The sequence below is a fragment of the Pseudomonas sp. GW821-FHT12A04 genome (genome assembly GCF_058807755.1).
In genome coordinates, this window is record NZ_JBXAQZ010000002.1 from 305,696 (window position 1) to 322,123 (window position 16,428).

Here is a 16,428-nt window from a genome sequence, read left to right on the forward strand (position 1 = left end):
GCAAAGGATGGATACGTGAGCGAAACAGCCTTGCCTAAAGATGACTCGCGACCGGTGCTTGATGCACCTGTTGATGCACCTGTTGATGAAATGCCGCCGCCGCCACCTGCTGCCGGGCAGCGTCGAGGCAATGGTCTGGCAATCATCGCGCTGCTGTTGGGCGCGGCCGGTGTAGCGGTGGGCGGTTGGGGTGTCTGGCAGGTGCGTCACCTGCAGGCCAATAATCAGCAGCAACTGAGCCAGGTGCAGGCGCTGAATGACCAGGCGCAAAACCTCAAGCTCAATGAGGAGCGCCTGAGCGCACGCCTGGCGCAATTGCCTCCCGCCGATGAACTGGAAGCACGCAGTCGTCTGGTGATTCAGCTGCAAGGTGATCAGCAGCGGTTGAACCAACGGCTGGAAACCGTTCTCGGTGCCAGCCGCAAAGACTGGCGTCTGGCCGAGGCCGAGCACCTGCTGCGTCTGGCCAGCCTGCGACTGTCCGCCTTGCAGGACATCAGCAGTGCCCAGGCACTGGTCCAGGGTGCCGACGAGATACTGCGTGAGCAAAACGATCCGGGCTCCTTTGCCGCTCGCGAGCAGGTGGCCAAGACCCTGATCGCCTTGCGCAGCACCGAACAACCGGATCGCACCGGGCTGTTTCTGCGTCTGGGTGCGCTGCGCGATCAAGTGGCCAGCCTCACCGAGCTGGCACCGGAGTACAAGGACCGTGGCGATTCGCTTCTGGGCCTGACTGCCGATGGCGACGGTGCCAGTCGCTGGGCGCAATGGTGGGATCAGATTTCGCGCTACATCCGCATCGACTTCAATGCCGACAAGAACGTTCGCCCATTGCTGGCCGGCCAGAGCCTGAGCCAGGTACGCCTGGCCCTGAGCCTGGCGCTGGAGCAGGCACAGTGGGCCGCACTCAATGGCCAGCCGGCGGTTTACTCCCAAGTGCTGGACGAGGCGCGGGACATCCTCAAGGGCAACTTCAATCCGGACAACGCACAAAGCAAAGTCATGCTTGAACAGGTGGCCGAGTTGAGCGTGCAACCTGTCACCGTCGTCACGCCGGATATGACCGGCACCCTGAGCGCGGTGCAGGGGTACCTGGAGCGGCGCAACGTCAACGCCGAGGATTCGGTCAAGCCACTGGCCAGGCCTGCCGCGAGCGCCGCGCCGGAGGCCACGCCATGAGACGCCTCTATGTGATCGTGTTCCTCGTGATCGCCGCTGCCGCTGCGCTGGGGCTGGCGATTGCCGAGCATTCCGGCTACGTGCTGATTGCCTACAAGACCTTCCGTTATGAGTCGAGCCTGTGGGCTACTTTGGCGCTGGTGGCTGTGCTCTGGCTGGTGATCTGGGGCATCAGGTCGCTGGTCGAACTGGTGATGGCTTCCAGTGGCGTGGTCAATCCGTGGTCACGGCGTAACCGCAGCCGTCGAGTGCAGGTGGCGATCGAGCACGGTCAGCTGGACCTGGCCGAGGGTCGCTGGGCCAGCGCGCAACGTCACTTGCATCGGGCTGCCGAAGCCGAGCGTCAGCCGCTGCTTTACTACCTCGGCGCTGCCCGTGCCGCGAACGAACTCGGCAATCACGAAGAAAGCGACAACTTGCTGGAGCGCGCCCTCGAACGTCAGCCCCAGGCCGAGTTGGCGATCGCCTTGAGCCACGCCCAGTTACAGACCGATCGCGGTGATACCGCAGGCGCCCTGGCCACCCTGCAAGCCATGCGTGAACGCCATCCTCATAACGCACAGACCCTGCGTCAATTGCAGCGCCTGCTTCAGCAGCGTGGTGACTGGTCGGCAGTGATTCGCCTGCTGCCGGAGCTGCGCAAGGACAAAATCCTGCCGGCGGCGGAGCTCGCCGAGCTGGAGCGTCGGGCCTGGGGGGCGAACCTGTCCCTGGCGGCGCAACGGGAAGAAGACGGAACAGTGGGGAAGCAATCGCTGGAGCGTGCCTGGCAGCAACTGACTTCGGCACAGCGTCAGGAGCCGCAACTGGTGCTGGCGTATGCCGAGCAGTTGCGGCAACTGGGGGCTCAGGTCGAGGCCGAAGAAGTGCTGCGCACCGCGCTCAAGCGCAGCTACGACAGTCATCTGGCACGTCTCTACGGACTGGTTCGCGGCAATGATCCTGCCCGCCAGCTGCAGGCCGCCGAAGGCTGGCTCAAGGACCATCCGGCCGATCCGGGCCTGCTGCTGACACTGGGTCGTCTATGCCTGCAAAACAGTTTGTGGGGCAAGGCCCGGGACTATCTGGAAAGCAGCCTGCGTGTACAGCGCAATCCGGAAGCCTGTGCCGAGCTGGCACGCTTGCTGGCGCAAATGGGCGATGCCGAGCGCAGCAACCAGCTGTTTCAGGAAGGCCTGGGGTTGTTGGATGAGCGCTTGCTCGCGGCCCCTCTGCCAACGCCAGTCGGCGCTTGACCCACTCGCAGGCACCGGGCTCCGGCGCCTGCGCGATGACCTGCGACGAGGGGGCAATCACCCTCGCCGCAGTGCGATGATTAGTTGAAATTCAGTCGCGAAATTTCATCGCAGACAAAGTCCTACAGAGAACTACATTTTATCCTCTCGCCTGCGTCGGGATTTCCCTACACCTGCGCTGAAGTCTCTGTGGGCACTTGCCTTGAAAGGCTGTCGCGCTTTCCTCTACCGTAATGGTCTGTCACTACTTTTACGGAAAAGCCATGTCTTTGGCCTGCTCACGCTCCTTGTTTTTCATGGCTTTCATTGCGGGTGCCCTGGCGATGGGTGTTTCCTACTACCTGGAATATGCAGTCGGCCTGCGGCCTTGTGGCTTGTGTCTTGTGCAGCGGTTTTGCCTGGCGCTCCTTACCGGCGTCTGCCTGATGGCTTCGGTCCATGGCCCCGGTCGCATCGGAAACGTTCTCTATTGGCTGTTCAGTCTTTGTTGCAGCCTGGCCGGCACTGTCACTGCATGGCGACAGGTCCTGCTGCAAAGCCTTCCTGCGGAACAGGTAGCGGCGTGCTCGACTCATCTGGCGGACCTGTTGGCCAACTCTCCGTGGCTTTCGGTCGTACAGCAAATGTTCAAGGGCGCTGCCGATTGTGTGGAAATTTCCTGGACGCTGTTCGATCTGAGTCTCACCGAGTGGAGCCTGCTGCTCTTCGTCGCAATGATGATTCTGGCCGTTTACCAGTCGCTGCGACTGGTCTGGACCGGCTATCAGCGACCACTCAGCGGCGAGTCGTCGCACCGGGCCTTTGCGGGTGATTAAACACTTGTATGAACTTTATCGCCTGCGTACCTTGAAGCCAGTGTCGTGCGGGCATAATCTGGCCCGCACGTGTCATTGGAATTATGTTGCTCGATGACGCTCTGCCTGACCGCCCACCGACGTTACAAGAGGCGAGCGGGCATAGAGCAGCTGACCCACAAGGGAAGAGAGATCACCATGCTCGAAAGTTGTCAGAATGCTCAGGAACGCTGGGGCGGAGTGCACCTGCTGATCGATCGCTGGTTGCAGGAACGACACGAACTGATCGGGGCCTATGACGCTCTCGGCGCAAAGCCTGAGGCGCTGGGTGAGCACCGCAAGCCCTTGCAGGAATTCTGCGGCGTGCTGGTCGATTATGTATCGGCCGGGCACTTCGAGATCTACGAGCAGCTGACGGGGGAGGCCAAGGCTTTCAACGACACGCGTGGCCTGGAGCTCGCCGAGACCATCTACCCGCGTATCGACGTCATCACTGAAAAGCTGCTCGCCTTCAATGACCTGTGTGACGCAGGTAAGTGTGTCGCCGAAGAGTTCAAGACACTCGGCGGACTGTTGCATGAGCGCTTTGAACTGGAAGACTGCCTGATCGAAGTGCTGCACACCGCCCACAAGGAAGCCGACTCGGTTCAGGCCTGAAGCACTTCCCTGCAAGATCCCGAAACGGCGTGCCAAGGCACGCCGTTTTTCGTTTGCATCGTCAGCTGGTGGCACCGCGCAGTTCGACTTCGAACACCAGTGGTGTGAATGGTGCGATCACGTCACCGGCACCGTCGGCGCCATAGGCCTGAGCCGATGGAATCACCAGTCGCCATTTCGCCCCGACCGGCATGTTTTGCAGCGCACTGCGCCATCCGGCGATCACGCTGTCGAGACTGAACCACTGTGGCTGACTGTTCTGATCGAACACAGTGCCGTCGGGCAATCGACCGATGTACAGCACCTGCACCTTGCCGTTCGGTCCGGCCTTGGCGCCAGTACCTGGCGTCAACTCGGTCAGCAACACGCCATCAGCCAGTTCGCGCACGCCGGGCCTGGCTTTTTCTGTGGCGAGAAAACGCTGTTCTTTTTCCAGTGCCATTTCGCTTTGCGGCTCATCGGACTGCATGGCGATCCGGGCTTCATGCTCGGTCAGTATCTGTTGGATCTGCTCGTCCTTCAGCGCCAGTGGTTTGCCCTGATAGGCCTGCTGCAATCCTTCGACCAATGCCTGGAGTTGCAGGTCGGGAACCTCCTGGCGCAAGCGTTCGCCAAGGCTTGCACCCAGGCTGTATGCGAGATCGTGGGCTTCATTTTCCTGCGTTGTTTCGCCGGCCTGGGCCACCGAAAAAAACACGCACAGCGATAAAAAAAGGTAGCGCGACATGAGCACTCTCCGACCTGAATTGCGGGCGATTATGCCAGTGAGAATGCGCGCAACGGTGAACTGCTTTTGCGCCGAGACAGAAGTTTTTCAATCCTTTGCAACACAGCGCTTTCGATAGTGTCAACATGCCCTAGCGGCGGTTGCAGCAGAGGTCTAGTATGAGCCGCACTCACTTCAGCCAGGAGGTAAACCATGTCGGCCACCAAGAAGCCAGTAAACACTCCGTTGCACTTGCTCCAACAACTCTCGAGCAGCTTGCTCGAGCATCTGGAAACCGCTTGTTCCGAAGCCTTGGCTGATGCTGAAAAACTGCTCGCCAAGCTGGAAAAGCAGCGCGGAAAAGCGCAAGAAAAACTGCACAAATCCCGCACCAAATTGCAGGACGCTGCGGCGGCCGGAAAAGCCAAGGCACAAGCCAAGGCCAAGGGCGCAGTGGCCGATCTTGAGGAACTGCTCGATGCCCTCAAGGATCGTCAATCGGAAACCCGCGGCTACATTCTGCAACTCAAGCGCGATGCTCAGGAAAGCCTGAAACTGGCCCAGGGCGTCGGTCGTGTACAAGAGGCTGTCGGCAAGGTGTTGTCCTTGCGTGCGGCCAAGCCTGCTGCGGCACCTGCGAAGAAAGCCGCTGCCAAACCGGCTGCTGCAAAAGCACCGGCCAAACCTGCCGCAAAACCTGCAGCTGCCAAGCCAGCAGCTAAAACTGCCGCAGCCAAACCTGCTGCCAAACCGGCTGCGAGAAAACCGGCTGCTGCCAGCGCTGCGAAACCTGCGGCTAAAACCACGGCTGCCAAACCAGCCGCCGCACGACCTACCGCTGCAAGAGCCGCTGCTGCCAAGCCAGCCGTGGCTAAAACCGCCGCCGCTAAACCGGCTGCAAAACCAGCCGCTAAACCCGCAGTAAAACCAGCAGCCAAAACTGCAGCAGCGAAACCTGCTGCGAAGCCGGCCGCCAAATCTGTCGCGGCTAAAACCGCTGCAAAACCAGCTGCGAAAACTGCGGCCAAACCCGCTGTAAAAGCAGCGGCCAAGCCGGCCGCTAAACCAGCCGCTAAACCGGCAGCCAAACCTGCTGCGGCTAAACCTGCTGCGGCTAAACCAGCCGCTGCTGCCAAACCGGCCACCGCTAAGCCCGCTGCCAAGCCAGCGGCGGCGAAGCCAGCTGCAAAACCAGCTGCAAAACCAGCTGCAAAACCAGCAGTGAAACCTGTTGCCGCCAAGCCGGCCGCCGCGCCAGTTGCCAAGCCAGCCAATCCGGCTCCGGGTGCACCGTCTGCTTTAGCAGCAGCCACCTCGACAGGCACGCCAGCGCCAACGCCGGCCGCCGCATCGATCGCAGCAACCACCCCAACCAGCGCTTCCTAAGTGCCGGTTACCGCGACGCGCAGCTGATGCAGCGCGTCGCGGTCCAGGTGGGCGGCGCCTGCCGCCACACCATTGAGCCAGGCCGATAGATCGGTCGCCTCACCTTGCGGCCAACTCAACGCCGTTCGTTCCAGTCGTACCAACAGATGTCGCTCGGCTTCCAGTTCGAGTGCCTTCACTTGCTCGCGCAAAGCATTCAGTTCGCCGTCGTCGGCGGCAACGACCTTCCAATTCACCCGCAAGGCTCGCAGCGGTCGCACCACGTCTGCGTCCCATGGCTCGGCCACGCTACGCAGTTGCTGCAATCGGTGTTCGTTAAAGGCGACGCCACGTTCTCCCAGCCACAGTCCGCAGAGTAGCAAGCACACATTGATGCCCGCCGACTGCAATTGCAGGCATGCGGGTTCAACGCCGGGCTGGGCATAAGTACTTAGGGAAAAGCTCCACAGGTCAGAGGACATAGTGCTACTCGCGCCAGTTGCGAGCGAAGCTGGTAGACTCCGCCGCCATTATGATTCGACTTCAGAACCTGACTTTACAGCGTGGCCCGCAACGTCTGCTAGAAGACGCCGAGCTGACCCTGCACGCCGGCCAGAAAGCCGGCCTCATCGGTGCCAACGGCGCCGGCAAATCGAGCCTGTTCGCCTTGCTTCGGGGTGAGCTGCACCCGGACTCGGGTGATTGCTTCCTGCCGGCCGACTGGCGTATCGCCCACATGCGCCAGGAGGTCGACACCCTCGAACGCCTGGCGGTCGACTACGTGCTCGATGGCGACCTGCGCCTGCGCCAGGTGCAACGCGACCTGGCGGCAGCCGAAGCGGCCCATGACGGTGCCGCTCAGGCCCGACTGCACTCGGAACTCGACAGCGCCGACGGTTACACCGCCGATGCCCGGGCGCGCAAGCTGCTGGCCGGACTTGGATTCACCAATGAGCAGATGGATCGCCAGGTCGGGGATTTCTCCGGTGGCTGGCGGATGCGCCTGAACCTGGCGCAGGCCTTGATGTGCCCATCGGACCTGCTGCTGCTCGACGAACCGACCAACCACCTGGACCTCGACGCCATCATCTGGCTCGAAGAGTGGCTCAAGAGTTATCCCGGCACCTTGATGCTGATTTCCCACGACCGGGACTTCCTCGATGCCGTGGTCGACCACGTGGCCCACGTCGATCAGCGCAAGATCACCCTGTACCGCGGTGGCTACAGCGCCTTCGAGCGTGCCCGTGCCGAACGCCTGGCCCAGCAACAGCAGGCGTACGAGAAGCAGCAGGTGCAACGTGCGCACATGGAAAGCTACATCGCCCGCTTCAAGGCCCAGGCTACCAAGGCCCGCCAGGCCCAGAGCCGGATCAAGGCACTGGAGCGGATGGAAGAGCTGACCGCCGCCCACGTCGATTCGCCGTTCGACTTTGTCTTCCGTGAATCGCAGAAAATTTCCAGCCCGCTGATCGACCTGTCCGATGCCCGCCTGGGCTACGGCGAGAAAGCCGTGCTGGAGAAGGTCAAGCTGCAACTGACCCCCGGTGCGCGAATCGGTCTGCTCGGCCCGAATGGCGCCGGTAAATCGACCCTGATCAAGAACCTTGCCGGTGAGCTCTCGCCATTGGCCGGCCGCTTGACCCGTGGCGAGAACACCGTTGTCGGTTACTTCGCCCAGCATCAGCTGGATTCGCTGGACTCCAAGGCCAGCCCGTTGCTGCACCTGCAACGCCTGGCACCGACCGAGCGTGAGCAGACCCTGCGCGATTTCCTCGGCGGGTTCGACTTCCGTGGTGCGCGAATCGACGAGCCAGTACTGAATTTCTCCGGTGGCGAAAAGGCGCGCCTGGCGTTGGCCTTGATCGCCTGGGACCGACCGAACCTGTTGCTGCTCGACGAACCGACCAACCACCTGGACCTGGAAATGCGTCTGGCGCTGACCATGGCCCTGCAGGAATTCAGCGGTGCGGTATTGGTGGTCTCTCACGATCGCCACTTGCTCAAAAGCACCACCGACAATTTCTATCTGGTGGCGGACGGCAAGGTCGAGGAATTCGACGGCGACCTGGAGGACTACACCCGCTGGCTGGTGGAGTATCGCCAGCGCAACGCACCGGTCAGCAACACGCCGGTCAACCCGGACAAGACCGACAAGAAAGCCCAGCGTCAGGCCGCTGCTGCGTTGCGTCAGCAACTGGCGCCGCACAAGCGCGAAGCTGACAAGCTTGAAGCCGAACTCGGCAAGCTCCACGAAAAGCTGGCGAAGATCGATGCCAGCCTCGGCGACAGCGACATCTACGAGCCGGCGCGCAAGAACGAATTGCGGGATCTGCTGGCCGAACAGGCCAAGCTGAAGGTGCGTGAGGCGGAGCTGGAAGAAGCCTGGATGGAAGCCCTGGAGTTGCTGGAAAACATGCAGGCGGAGCTGGAGGAGCTGTCCTGATGGACGCCTTCAAGCTGCCGCTGCCGGCGGTGTGGGTCGAGCCGATCTGGCTCGGCGTACAAATCCTGCTGATCCTGCTGGCCGGATACATCGCCCAGCGTTTCGTCGCCAAATGCCTGACCCGTCTCGGCGAGCGCTACCCGTTTCCGCCGCAGTTGCTGATGCCGCTGCGCGGTGGTCTGCGCTGGCTCATCATGGGCAGTGCATTGATTTTCGTGCTGGAGCGCCTCGGTGTTTCGGCCACGGTGCTCTGGACCGCGTTGTCCGGTTTCGTCGCAGTCGCGGCGGTGGCGTTTTTCGCCATGTGGAGCGTGCTCTCGAACCTGCTGTGCGCGATCCTGATCTTTACCGTCGGCCCGTTTCGCATAGGTGACGTAGTCGAGTTGGTGGACACCACCGACAAGCCCGGCGTCAAAGGCCGGGTAGTGGCGATCAATCTTCTTTACACCACGCTGGTCGAGGCCGAAGAACTCGGCACTGGCAGCGCCATGGTGCAGGTGCCCAACAGTTTGTTCTTCCAGCGTTCGGTACGACGCTGGCGCGGGACGGATGTGTTTCCTTCCAGCGGGTTTGAAAAGTAAGCCTTCTGCTGTCTGATAGATTGCCTTCGCGAGCAAGCCCGCTCCCACATTTGCTCTTCGGTGGACACAAAACTTTGTGAGCAGCGTAGATCCAGTGTGGGAGCGGGCTTGCTCGCGAAGGGGTCATAACGCCGAGCACGCTGGTCGGCAGTCGTCATGCCCTGCAAAAAATCGGTAGTCATCCAATCAAAGCCGCATTAGCTTAGACATCTGTCACGAGTCTGAGTCGAGGTGTGCAATGGAGCTTCAAACATGGCTGGCGTTTTTTGCCGCCTGCTGGGTGATCAGCCTGTCCCCCGGTGCCGGCGCCATTGCGTCGATGTCCAGCGGCTTGCAATACGGTTTCTGGCGCGGCTACTGGAACGCCCTGGGCCTGCAACTGGGCCTGGCTTTGCAGATCGCCATCGTCGGCGCCGGTGTCGGCGCCATTCTCACGGCGTCGGCCACGGCCTTCTACGCCATCAAATGGTTTGGCGTGGCGTATCTGGTTTACCTCGCGATCAAGCAATGGCGTGCGCTGCCCAGCGATATGAGCGATGACGCGGCGCTGCGCCAGATCGGCAAGCCGATGGCCCTGGTGTTCCGTGGTTTTCTGGTGAACATCAGCAACCCCAAGGCGCTGGTGTTCATGCTGGCGGTGTTGCCGCAGTTCATCGACCCCCATGCGCCACTGCTGATTCAGTATCTGATAATCGGTGTGACCATGGTTTGCGTCGACCTGATCGTCATGGCCGGCTACACCGGTCTGGCGTCCAAAGTGCTGCGTCTGTTGCGCACACCGAAACAGCAAAAGCGCATGAACCGGACCTTTGCCGGGCTGTTCATTGGGGCGGCGGCGTTCATGGCGACGTTGCGCAAAGCTGCTGTGTAAATCGGCGATATACAAAAAAGGCGACCCTGGAGGTCGCCTTTTTTGTTTGGAGGAGCCGCTCTCGAAACTGATGCAATTACGAAGAGATATCAACAAAGCTTGAGCGAAACCCGTCTGGCGTTAACAATATGTAACTTCGTATTTCCAATTGAGATTCATTCATGATTGCCCCCTCCCGTTTCCTGGCCTGGCTGTTGCTGCCGCTGTTGGCTGCGTGCAGTTTTCAGCTACTGGCCGCTCCCGCCGAAGGTGCGCCGCAGGCGCTGCACTTGCTCGATTACATCGGCGCGGATTACCCGGACACGGTGCAGGCGGGCAGCATCACGGACCAGGCCGGATTTCGCGCGCAGCAAGACTCGGTCAAGACGCTGGGAAATCTGATTGCAGCCATGCCGGCCAAGCCGGAAAAAGCCGCTCTGGAGCAAAGCCTGGCCGCGCTGGGAAATTCCATTGACGCCCATCAGGACGGTGCCGACGTCGCGCGCCAGGCCCGGCAACTGGGTGCGAAGCTGGCCGTGGCCTATGAAGTCAGCCAGGCCCCGGTCATTACGCCGGACCCGGTGCGTGGTGCGCCGCTGTACGCTCAGCATTGCTCGGTCTGCCATGGCGATACAGGGGCCGGCGACGGCCCGGCAGGTGTCGGCATGACGCCGCCGCCATCCAATCTGCGTGATACCACACGACTGGATCGACTGAGCCTCTACGCGGTCTACAGCACCCTGGGCCTGGGGGTCGAAGGGACTGACATGCCGGCCTTTGCCGATCAACTGGATGATCGTCAGCGTTGGGACCTGGCCACCTATATCGCCAGCTTCAGTGTCGACCCGGCGACGGCCAAGGCTGAAAAGACCTACAACATCGCCGACCTCGCTCGTCAGACCCCGGCCGAAGTACAGGCTGTCGAAGGCCTGCAAGCCGCCGCGACCTTCCGTGCCCAGCGAGCGCAACCGCCGCAGGTCAAGCGTGGTCCGGCGCAACTGCTCGACTACACCGCGGCCACTTTGGACAAGAGCATCGCGGCGTATCGTGCCGGTGAGCATGATCAGGCTTATGACTTATCGGTAGCGGCGTATCTGGAAGGCTTCGAGCTGGTTGAGAGCTCGCTGGATAACATTGACGCCAACGTGCGTAAAGACACTGAAAAATCCCTGATGGCCTACCGTCAGTCGTTGCAGGACGGCTTGCCGGTGAGCGAGGTCGAGCAGCGCCTGGACGTGGCCAAGGACAAGTTGAAGGCATCGGCCGGCCTGTTGGGCAACGAGGGTTTGAGCTGGTCGCTGAGTTACATTTCCGGCCTGCTGATTCTGCTGCGCGAAGGTCTGGAAGCGATTCTGGTGCTGGCGGCGATCCTTGCTTTCCTGCGTAACACGGATCAACAGGCGGCGGTGCGCAGCGTTAACGTCGGCTGGGGCCTGGCGTTTGTGGCGGGGCTGGGCACCTGGGCGCTGGCAGCCTATGTGATTGATGTCAGCGGTTCCCAACGCGAATTGCTGGAAGGTGCGACGGCGTTGTTTGCCAGCGTCATGGTGCTGTGGCTGGGCGTGTGGATGCATGACCGTCGTCACGCCGCGGCCTGGCAGGATTACATCAAGACCAGCCTGGTGGGCGGTGGCGGGCGTTTCGGTTTTGCGACCCTGGCGTTCTTCTCGGTGTATCGCGAACTGTTCGAAGTGATCCTGTTCTACGAAACCCTGTGGTTGCAGGCAGGTCCCGCGGGGCACAACGCGGTGCTGGCCGGTGGTGCCACGGCGGTGGTGCTGCTGGTCGGCCTGGCCTGGGTGATTTTGCGCGGTTCGGCGAAGTTGCCGCTGGCGTTGTTCTTCAGCATCAACGCCGGTCTTTTGTGCGCCTTGTCGGTGGTGTTTGCCGGGCATGGCGTGAAAGCGCTGCAGGAAGCCGGGATCTTCGGTACGCGGCCGGTGCCGTTCTTTGACTTTGAATGGCTGGGGATCCATGCCGATGCCTATTCGTTGAGCGCCCAGGCTGTGGCGATCATTTCGATTGTCGTGTTGTACGGTCGTAGCCGGGTGGTTGAGAGGCAGCGGGTGCAGGTTTCTTAAACGGCATTCGCTTCGCTCACTTTCGCGGGCAAGCCACGCTCCCACAGGTTTCGCGTTAACCTGTGGGAGCGTGGCTTGCCCGCGATGCTTTTCAACAGAGGAAAATTCAATGCGTGTGTGGATCGATGCCGACGCCTGTCCTCGGGCAGCCAAGGATCTGGTGGTGAAGTTCGCTCTCAAGCGCCAGTTCGAAGTGGTGCTGGTGGCCGGGCAGCCGCAGACCAAACCAGGGCTGGCACTGGTCAAGCTGATCGTGGTGCCGAGCGGCCCGGATGCGGCCGATGACTACCTGGTGGAACACGCGGTACCTGGTGAACTGGTGATCTGCAGCGATGTGCCACTGGCCGATCGTCTGGTGAAGAAGGGCGTGGCAGCGCTCGACCCACGGGGCAAGGAGTTTGATGCGCAGAACATGGGCGAGCGGCTGGCGGTTCGCAACCTGTTCACCGATTTGCGCGAACAGGGGCAAATGGGCGGAGGGCCAGCGCCGTTTGGCGACCGTGAGAAGCAGGCGTTTGCCAATGCGTTGGACCGGATTCTCACTCGTCTGACGCGCAGTTCTTAAGATCAGTGGCGAACCCTGTGGGAGCGAGCTTGCTCGCGATAGCGGACTTACAGACAACATCGATGTTGAATGTGCTGGCCCCATCGCGAGCAAGCTCGCTCCCACAGTTTTGGAGGGTGTCAGGCGTCGTTTTCGTGGGTCAGTTCCAGTACCCGGTCTACCAGCTTGTTGATGCCTGAAGCCGCTTCACTGATCGATTGCGCCAGCATGTAAGCCGGTGTGCTCACCAGTTTGCGCGCCTTGTCTTCGACGATGTCACTGACCGCGCAATCGGTATGGGTCGCGCCCATCTTGTTCATCGCAGCTGCCGTGTCGGTGTCGTTGCCTATGGTGCAGGTGACGCCAGGGCCGTAGATCTTTGCCGCCAGGGCAGGGGAGATGCACATCAACCCCACCGGTTTGCCGGCCTCGGCAAAGGCTTCGGTCAGTGCCAGGACATCCGGTTGAACGGTGCAGGCGGCGCCTTCGATGGCGAAGCTGGACAGGTTTTTGGCCGAGCCGAAGCCGCCGGGCACGATCAGCGCATCGAACTCATCGACGTTCGCGTCTCGGATATCCTTGATGTTGCCTCGGGCAATCCGCGCCGACTCCACCAGCACGTTGCGCGATTCGGGCATTTCTTCGCCGGTCAGGTGGTTGATCACATGCAACTGCGCGATGTCAGGTGCGAAACACTGCACCTGCGCCCCGCGCTGGTCCAGGCGCAGCAGGGTGATGACGCTCTCGTGGAGCTCGGCGCCGTCGTACACGCCACAACCGGAAAGGATCACTGCAACTTTTTTGCTCATGGGCTTTTCTCCAGATTCATGGCGTTAAATGTCCACTAATTTGTCCCGCGTTGCCATAGGGTTAATTCACGGCTGCACATAGCATCTGTCCTCAAGATTCCGATCAGGGCGCGTCATGGACTTCATTCTGTATGCGGTGCCGTTTTTCTTTGTGCTGATCGCCGCCGAGCTGCTGGCCGACCGTTGGCGCGGGGTGAGCAATTATCGGGTGGCAGACGCGATCAACAGCATCAGCACCGGCGTGCTGTCGACCACCACGGGTCTGTTGACCAAGGGGGTGGGGCTGGTGACCTACGCCTTTGCCCTCAAGCACTTGGCGTTGTTCGAGTTGTCGGCCGACAGCATCTGGACCTGGGTGTTTGCCTTTGTCTTCTACGATTTCTGCTACTACTGGCTGCATCGCATGGGTCACGAGCGCAACATCCTCTGGGCCGCCCATTCGGTGCATCATCAGAGCGAGGACTACAACCTGTCCACGGCCTTGCGCCAGTCCAGTACCGGCTTCCTGCTGGGCTGGATCTTCTATCTGCCGATGGCAGTGTCCGGCGTGCCGCTGCTGGTGTTCGTCAGCGTCGCGGCGCTGAACCTGCTGTACCAGTTCTGGGTGCACACGCGGCACATTCCCAAGCTTGGCTGGTCCGAATGGTTCTTTGTCACGCCGTCCAATCATCGGGCTCACCATGCACAGAACGCTCTCTACATGGATCGCAACTACGGCGGCGTGTTCATTATTTGGGACCGTCTGTTCGGCTCGTTCCAGGAAGAAGACGACAACGAGCCGGTGATCTTCGGCGTGACCACGCCACTGGCGAGCTGGAACCCCGTGTGGGCGAACGTGCAGTTCTACGCGCAGTTGTGGGCAGATGCGCGTCGTGCCGAAAGCACCTGGGACAAGCTGCGGATCTGGTTCATGCGCACCGGCTGGCGCCCGGCGGAGGTGGCTGCCAGATACCCGATGAACAAGCCGGACCTGAGCCAGTTTCGCAAATTCGAGGTGGCGCTGGACGGGCGTCAGCAGCTCTACGTCCTCATGCAGTTCTGCGTCTATATCGCGCTGGGCAGTTACTTGATGAATCTTGAGCCGAAGCTGTCCGTCGTCGCCCTGGCGTTGGGCTGGGGAGCGGTGGCGTTCGGTCTGTTTGTGCTGGGCGTGGCTCTGGAGAATCGCCCGTGGGCGTTGAAGCTGGAGCTGGTGCGGCTGGCGTCGAATCTGCCATTGGTATGGCTGGCCCCGATGGTGGGGCTGTGGCCGGCCAGCGCCGTGGGCTGGGTCGGCCTGTTCAGTTACAGTCTGTTGAGCGGCATCGGTCTCTACTGTTGCAGAAACCGCATCACTCGGCTGGCGTAGTAGGGCCTTCGGCTTTGGTTCGTTCGGCCTTCAGGGCTTGTTCGTCGGCGTAGACCTGCTTGGCCAGGCGGGCATTCTTGAAGCGCCGACGCAGCCACAGCACGAAGCCCAGGACCAGCAGCGCACCGAGCACCCAGAGTTCATACTTCTTCACACTGCCGAGCATGCCTTCGAGCACCGCGCCGAAATGGTACGCGGCCGCCGCCAGGGCAGTGGCCCAGATCGCTGCGCCAATGCCGTTGAGCAGCAGGTAACGGCCCGGCGGATAGCCCGACAGCCCGATGGCCACCGGCATGACCGTGCGCAAACCGTAGACGAAGCGGAAGCTCAATACCCAGATGTCCGGATGCTTGCGAATGTGTTCCAGCGCCCGGTCACCCATCATCTGCCAGCGGGGTTTGCGCGCCAGGAGCTTGCGGCCGTGTTTGCGTCCCAGGAAATACCACAGTTGGTCGCCGGCATAGCTGCCGAAGAAGGCCACGACCACCACCAGGTTGATGTCCATGTATCCACGGAACGCGAGGAAGCCCGCGAGTACCAGGATGGTTTCGCCTTCGAAGAACGTGCCTAGAAAAAGGGCAAAGTAGCCGAAGTCATGCAGAAATTGTTGGAGCATTGTCTGGGTGCTGGCGAAATGAACGCGCAGCCTAACCCTTCGGACACATTCAGGAAAGTGTCCAAATGTGTCTCGACGTGAACATTTCCTACAACGACAATGGAATGCGGCTACCTGTCACAGGGGTGCACACAACTGTAATACGTTCGTCATAATGGCCGCTTATAACTGTCACGCTCGCACGCCTGCGGGCTCAGGAGTCTGCCGTGAGCTTTACCCCCGCCAACCGTTTGTTCCCAGCAACCCGCCTGCGCCGCAATCGTCGTGACGACTTCTCGCGTCGTCTGGTCCGTGAAAACGTCCTGACCGTCGATGACCTGATCCTGCCGGTGTTCGTACTGGACGGTGAAAACCGTCGCGAAGCGGTGGCTTCGATGCCGGGTGTCGAACGCCTGACCATCGATTTGTTGCTGGAAGAGGCGGCCAAGTGGGTCGAACTGGGGATACCGGCGCTGGCACTGTTCCCGGTGACGCCAGCGGAACTCAAGTCCCTGGACGCCGCCGAAGCGTGGAACCCGCAAGGCATCGCCCAGCGCGCGACCCGTGCGCTGCGTGCGCAATTCCCGGAGCTGGGCGTGATCACCGACGTTGCCCTGGACCCATTCACTACCCATGGTCAGGACGGCATTCTTGATGAAGAAGGCTACGTGCAGAACGACATCACCGTCGACGCACTGGTCAGGCAAGCCCTGTCCCACGCTGAGGCCGGCGCTCAGGTCGTGGCCCCATCGGACATGATGGACGGTCGCATCCAGGCGATCCGCGAAGCTCTCGAAGTGGCCGGTCACGTCAACGTGCGGATCATGGCCTACTCGGCCAAGTACGCCAGTGCCTATTACGGCCCGTTCCGTGATGCGGTCGGTTCGGCGCTGAATCTGGGCAAGGCCAACAAGGCCTCCTATCAGATGGACCCGGCCAACAGCAACGAAGCCCTGCACGAAGTGGCGGCGGACTTGTCAGAAGGTGCAGACATGGTCATGGTCAAGCCAGGCATGCCGTACCTGGACATCCTGTGCCGGGTAAAAGAAGAATTCAAAGTGCCGACTTTTGTTTATCAAGTCAGCGGCGAATACGCCATGCACATGGCGGCGATCCAAAATGGCTGGTTGGGCGAAGGGGTTATCCTCGAGTCCCTGACCGCTTTCAAACGTGCAGGGGCTGATGGCATCCTGACGTATTTCGCCGTTCGTGCCGCTCAATTGTTACGAGAGCAAAAATAG

General features: G+C 61.1%; 16 protein-coding genes. 12 read left to right on the plus strand and 4 right to left on the minus strand.

Translation table 11 applies throughout. From position 1 onward, the window contains the following. Positions 1–15 precede the first annotated feature (15 nt). The 4 genes from AC1RS8_RS04200 to rsd all read left to right on the plus strand — a co-directional run bounded on the left by AC1RS8_RS04200 (position 16) and on the right by rsd (position 3,865). Positions 16–1,179, plus strand: coding sequence for a uroporphyrinogen-III C-methyltransferase (locus AC1RS8_RS04200; protein WP_489339436.1), 1,164 nt, complete (start codon positions 16–18; stop codon positions 1,177–1,179). Beyond that, entirely contained in the window at positions 1,176–2,414 is a 1,239-nt protein-coding gene (locus AC1RS8_RS04205) for a heme biosynthesis protein HemY (RefSeq protein ID WP_090452105.1), read from the plus strand. The genes AC1RS8_RS04200 and AC1RS8_RS04205 overlap by 4 nt, the downstream gene beginning before the upstream one ends. A gap of 263 nt (positions 2,415–2,677) precedes the next feature. Then, on the plus strand, positions 2,678–3,229 hold the full coding sequence (locus AC1RS8_RS04210; protein WP_057712793.1) for a disulfide bond formation protein B: 552 nt from the start codon (positions 2,678–2,680) through the stop codon (positions 3,227–3,229). 177 nt (positions 3,230–3,406) lie between these two features. Next, positions 3,407–3,865, plus strand: a complete 459-nt coding sequence (gene rsd, locus AC1RS8_RS04215) for a sigma D regulator (protein WP_489339435.1) — start codon at positions 3,407–3,409, stop codon at positions 3,863–3,865. Between the two features lie 61 nt (positions 3,866–3,926). Here rsd and AC1RS8_RS04220 read toward each other — a convergent pair whose 3' ends face one another. After that, the gene (locus AC1RS8_RS04220; RefSeq protein ID WP_102669349.1) at positions 3,927–4,592 is read right to left on the minus strand and encodes an FKBP-type peptidyl-prolyl cis-trans isomerase; all 666 of its coding nucleotides are present in this window, start codon (positions 4,590–4,592) and stop codon (positions 3,927–3,929) included. A gap of 192 nt (positions 4,593–4,784) precedes the next feature. On the opposite strand from AC1RS8_RS04220, the gene AC1RS8_RS04225 reads away from it, so the two are divergent. Continuing rightward, positions 4,785–5,957 carry an AlgP family protein gene (locus tag AC1RS8_RS04225; RefSeq protein ID WP_489339434.1) on the plus strand — a complete coding sequence of 391 codons (1,173 nt, stop codon included), beginning with the start codon at positions 4,785–4,787 and terminating at the stop codon, positions 5,955–5,957. On the opposite strand, the gene AC1RS8_RS04230 is transcribed toward AC1RS8_RS04225, so the two are convergent. Then, positions 5,954–6,418: a TIGR02444 family protein gene (locus tag AC1RS8_RS04230; protein ID WP_150814553.1), complete on the minus strand. Its 465-nt coding sequence runs from the start codon at positions 6,416–6,418 to the stop codon at positions 5,954–5,956. The genes AC1RS8_RS04225 and AC1RS8_RS04230 overlap by 4 nt on opposite strands. A gap of 50 nt (positions 6,419–6,468) precedes the next feature. Here AC1RS8_RS04230 and AC1RS8_RS04235 point away from each other — a divergent pair, with 50 nt between their 5' ends. From AC1RS8_RS04235 to AC1RS8_RS04255, 5 genes are all read left to right on the plus strand, one after another. Further along, positions 6,469–8,379, plus strand: coding sequence for an ATP-binding cassette domain-containing protein (locus AC1RS8_RS04235; RefSeq protein WP_340312826.1), 1,911 nt, complete (start codon positions 6,469–6,471; stop codon positions 8,377–8,379). Continuing rightward, a complete protein-coding gene (locus AC1RS8_RS04240; RefSeq protein WP_223500601.1) occupies positions 8,379–8,960 on the plus strand; it encodes a mechanosensitive ion channel family protein in 582 nt (193 codons plus the stop codon). Before AC1RS8_RS04235 ends, AC1RS8_RS04240 begins: the two co-directional genes overlap by 1 nt. A 238-nt stretch (positions 8,961–9,198) precedes the next feature. After that, a complete protein-coding gene (gene rhtB, locus AC1RS8_RS04245) occupies positions 9,199–9,831 on the plus strand; it encodes a homoserine/homoserine lactone efflux protein (protein WP_057712801.1) in 633 nt (210 codons plus the stop codon). 161 nt (positions 9,832–9,992) lie between these two features. Continuing rightward, positions 9,993–11,891, plus strand: a complete 1,899-nt coding sequence (locus tag AC1RS8_RS04250; protein WP_489339433.1) for an FTR1 family protein — start codon at positions 9,993–9,995, stop codon at positions 11,889–11,891. Between the two features lie 109 nt (positions 11,892–12,000). Next, positions 12,001–12,456: a YaiI/YqxD family protein gene (locus tag AC1RS8_RS04255; protein WP_057712803.1), complete on the plus strand. Its 456-nt coding sequence runs from the start codon at positions 12,001–12,003 to the stop codon at positions 12,454–12,456. A gap of 119 nt (positions 12,457–12,575) precedes the next feature. On the opposite strand, the gene elbB is transcribed toward AC1RS8_RS04255, so the two are convergent. Further along, entirely contained in the window at positions 12,576–13,244 is a 669-nt protein-coding gene (gene elbB, locus AC1RS8_RS04260) for an isoprenoid biosynthesis glyoxalase ElbB (RefSeq protein WP_057712804.1), read from the minus strand. Positions 13,245–13,359: 115 nt separating this feature from the next. Here elbB and AC1RS8_RS04265 point away from each other — a divergent pair, with 115 nt between their 5' ends. Then, a complete protein-coding gene (locus AC1RS8_RS04265) occupies positions 13,360–14,592 on the plus strand; it encodes a sterol desaturase family protein (protein WP_489339432.1) in 1,233 nt (410 codons plus the stop codon). Here AC1RS8_RS04265 and AC1RS8_RS04270 read toward each other — a convergent pair. Next, positions 14,576–15,208 carry a DedA family protein gene (locus tag AC1RS8_RS04270; RefSeq protein ID WP_057712806.1) on the minus strand — a complete coding sequence of 211 codons (633 nt, stop codon included), beginning with the start codon at positions 15,206–15,208 and terminating at the stop codon, positions 14,576–14,578. The genes AC1RS8_RS04265 and AC1RS8_RS04270 overlap by 17 nt on opposite strands. Positions 15,209–15,414: 206 nt before the next feature. On the opposite strand from AC1RS8_RS04270, the gene hemB reads away from it, so the two are divergent. Beyond that, entirely contained in the window at positions 15,415–16,428 is a 1,014-nt protein-coding gene (gene hemB, locus AC1RS8_RS04275) for a porphobilinogen synthase (RefSeq protein WP_102669342.1), read from the plus strand.

Coding starts and splice junctions, on each gene's coding strand:
- AC1RS8_RS04220 (WP_102669349.1), bottom strand. CDS start 4,592: ATGTCGCGCTACCTTTTTTTATCGCTGTGCGTGTTTTTTTCGGTGGCC.
- rhtB (WP_057712801.1), top strand. CDS start 9,199: ATGGAGCTTCAAACATGGCTGGCGTTTTTTGCCGCCTGCTGGGTGATC.
- AC1RS8_RS04255 (WP_057712803.1), top strand. CDS start 12,001: ATGCGTGTGTGGATCGATGCCGACGCCTGTCCTCGGGCAGCCAAGGAT.
- AC1RS8_RS04240 (WP_223500601.1), top strand. CDS start 8,379: ATGGACGCCTTCAAGCTGCCGCTGCCGGCGGTGTGGGTCGAGCCGATC.
- AC1RS8_RS04270 (WP_057712806.1), bottom strand. CDS start 15,208: ATGCTCCAACAATTTCTGCATGACTTCGGCTACTTTGCCCTTTTTCTA.
- AC1RS8_RS04230 (WP_150814553.1), bottom strand. CDS start 6,418: ATGTCCTCTGACCTGTGGAGCTTTTCCCTAAGTACTTATGCCCAGCCC.
- AC1RS8_RS04225 (WP_489339434.1), top strand. CDS start 4,785: ATGTCGGCCACCAAGAAGCCAGTAAACACTCCGTTGCACTTGCTCCAA.
- rsd (WP_489339435.1), top strand. CDS start 3,407: ATGCTCGAAAGTTGTCAGAATGCTCAGGAACGCTGGGGCGGAGTGCAC.
- elbB (WP_057712804.1), bottom strand. CDS start 13,244: ATGAGCAAAAAAGTTGCAGTGATCCTTTCCGGTTGTGGCGTGTACGAC.
- AC1RS8_RS04205 (WP_090452105.1), top strand. CDS start 1,176: ATGAGACGCCTCTATGTGATCGTGTTCCTCGTGATCGCCGCTGCCGCT.
- AC1RS8_RS04210 (WP_057712793.1), top strand. CDS start 2,678: ATGTCTTTGGCCTGCTCACGCTCCTTGTTTTTCATGGCTTTCATTGCG.
- AC1RS8_RS04265 (WP_489339432.1), top strand. CDS start 13,360: ATGGACTTCATTCTGTATGCGGTGCCGTTTTTCTTTGTGCTGATCGCC.
- AC1RS8_RS04235 (WP_340312826.1), top strand. CDS start 6,469: ATGATTCGACTTCAGAACCTGACTTTACAGCGTGGCCCGCAACGTCTG.
- AC1RS8_RS04250 (WP_489339433.1), top strand. CDS start 9,993: ATGATTGCCCCCTCCCGTTTCCTGGCCTGGCTGTTGCTGCCGCTGTTG.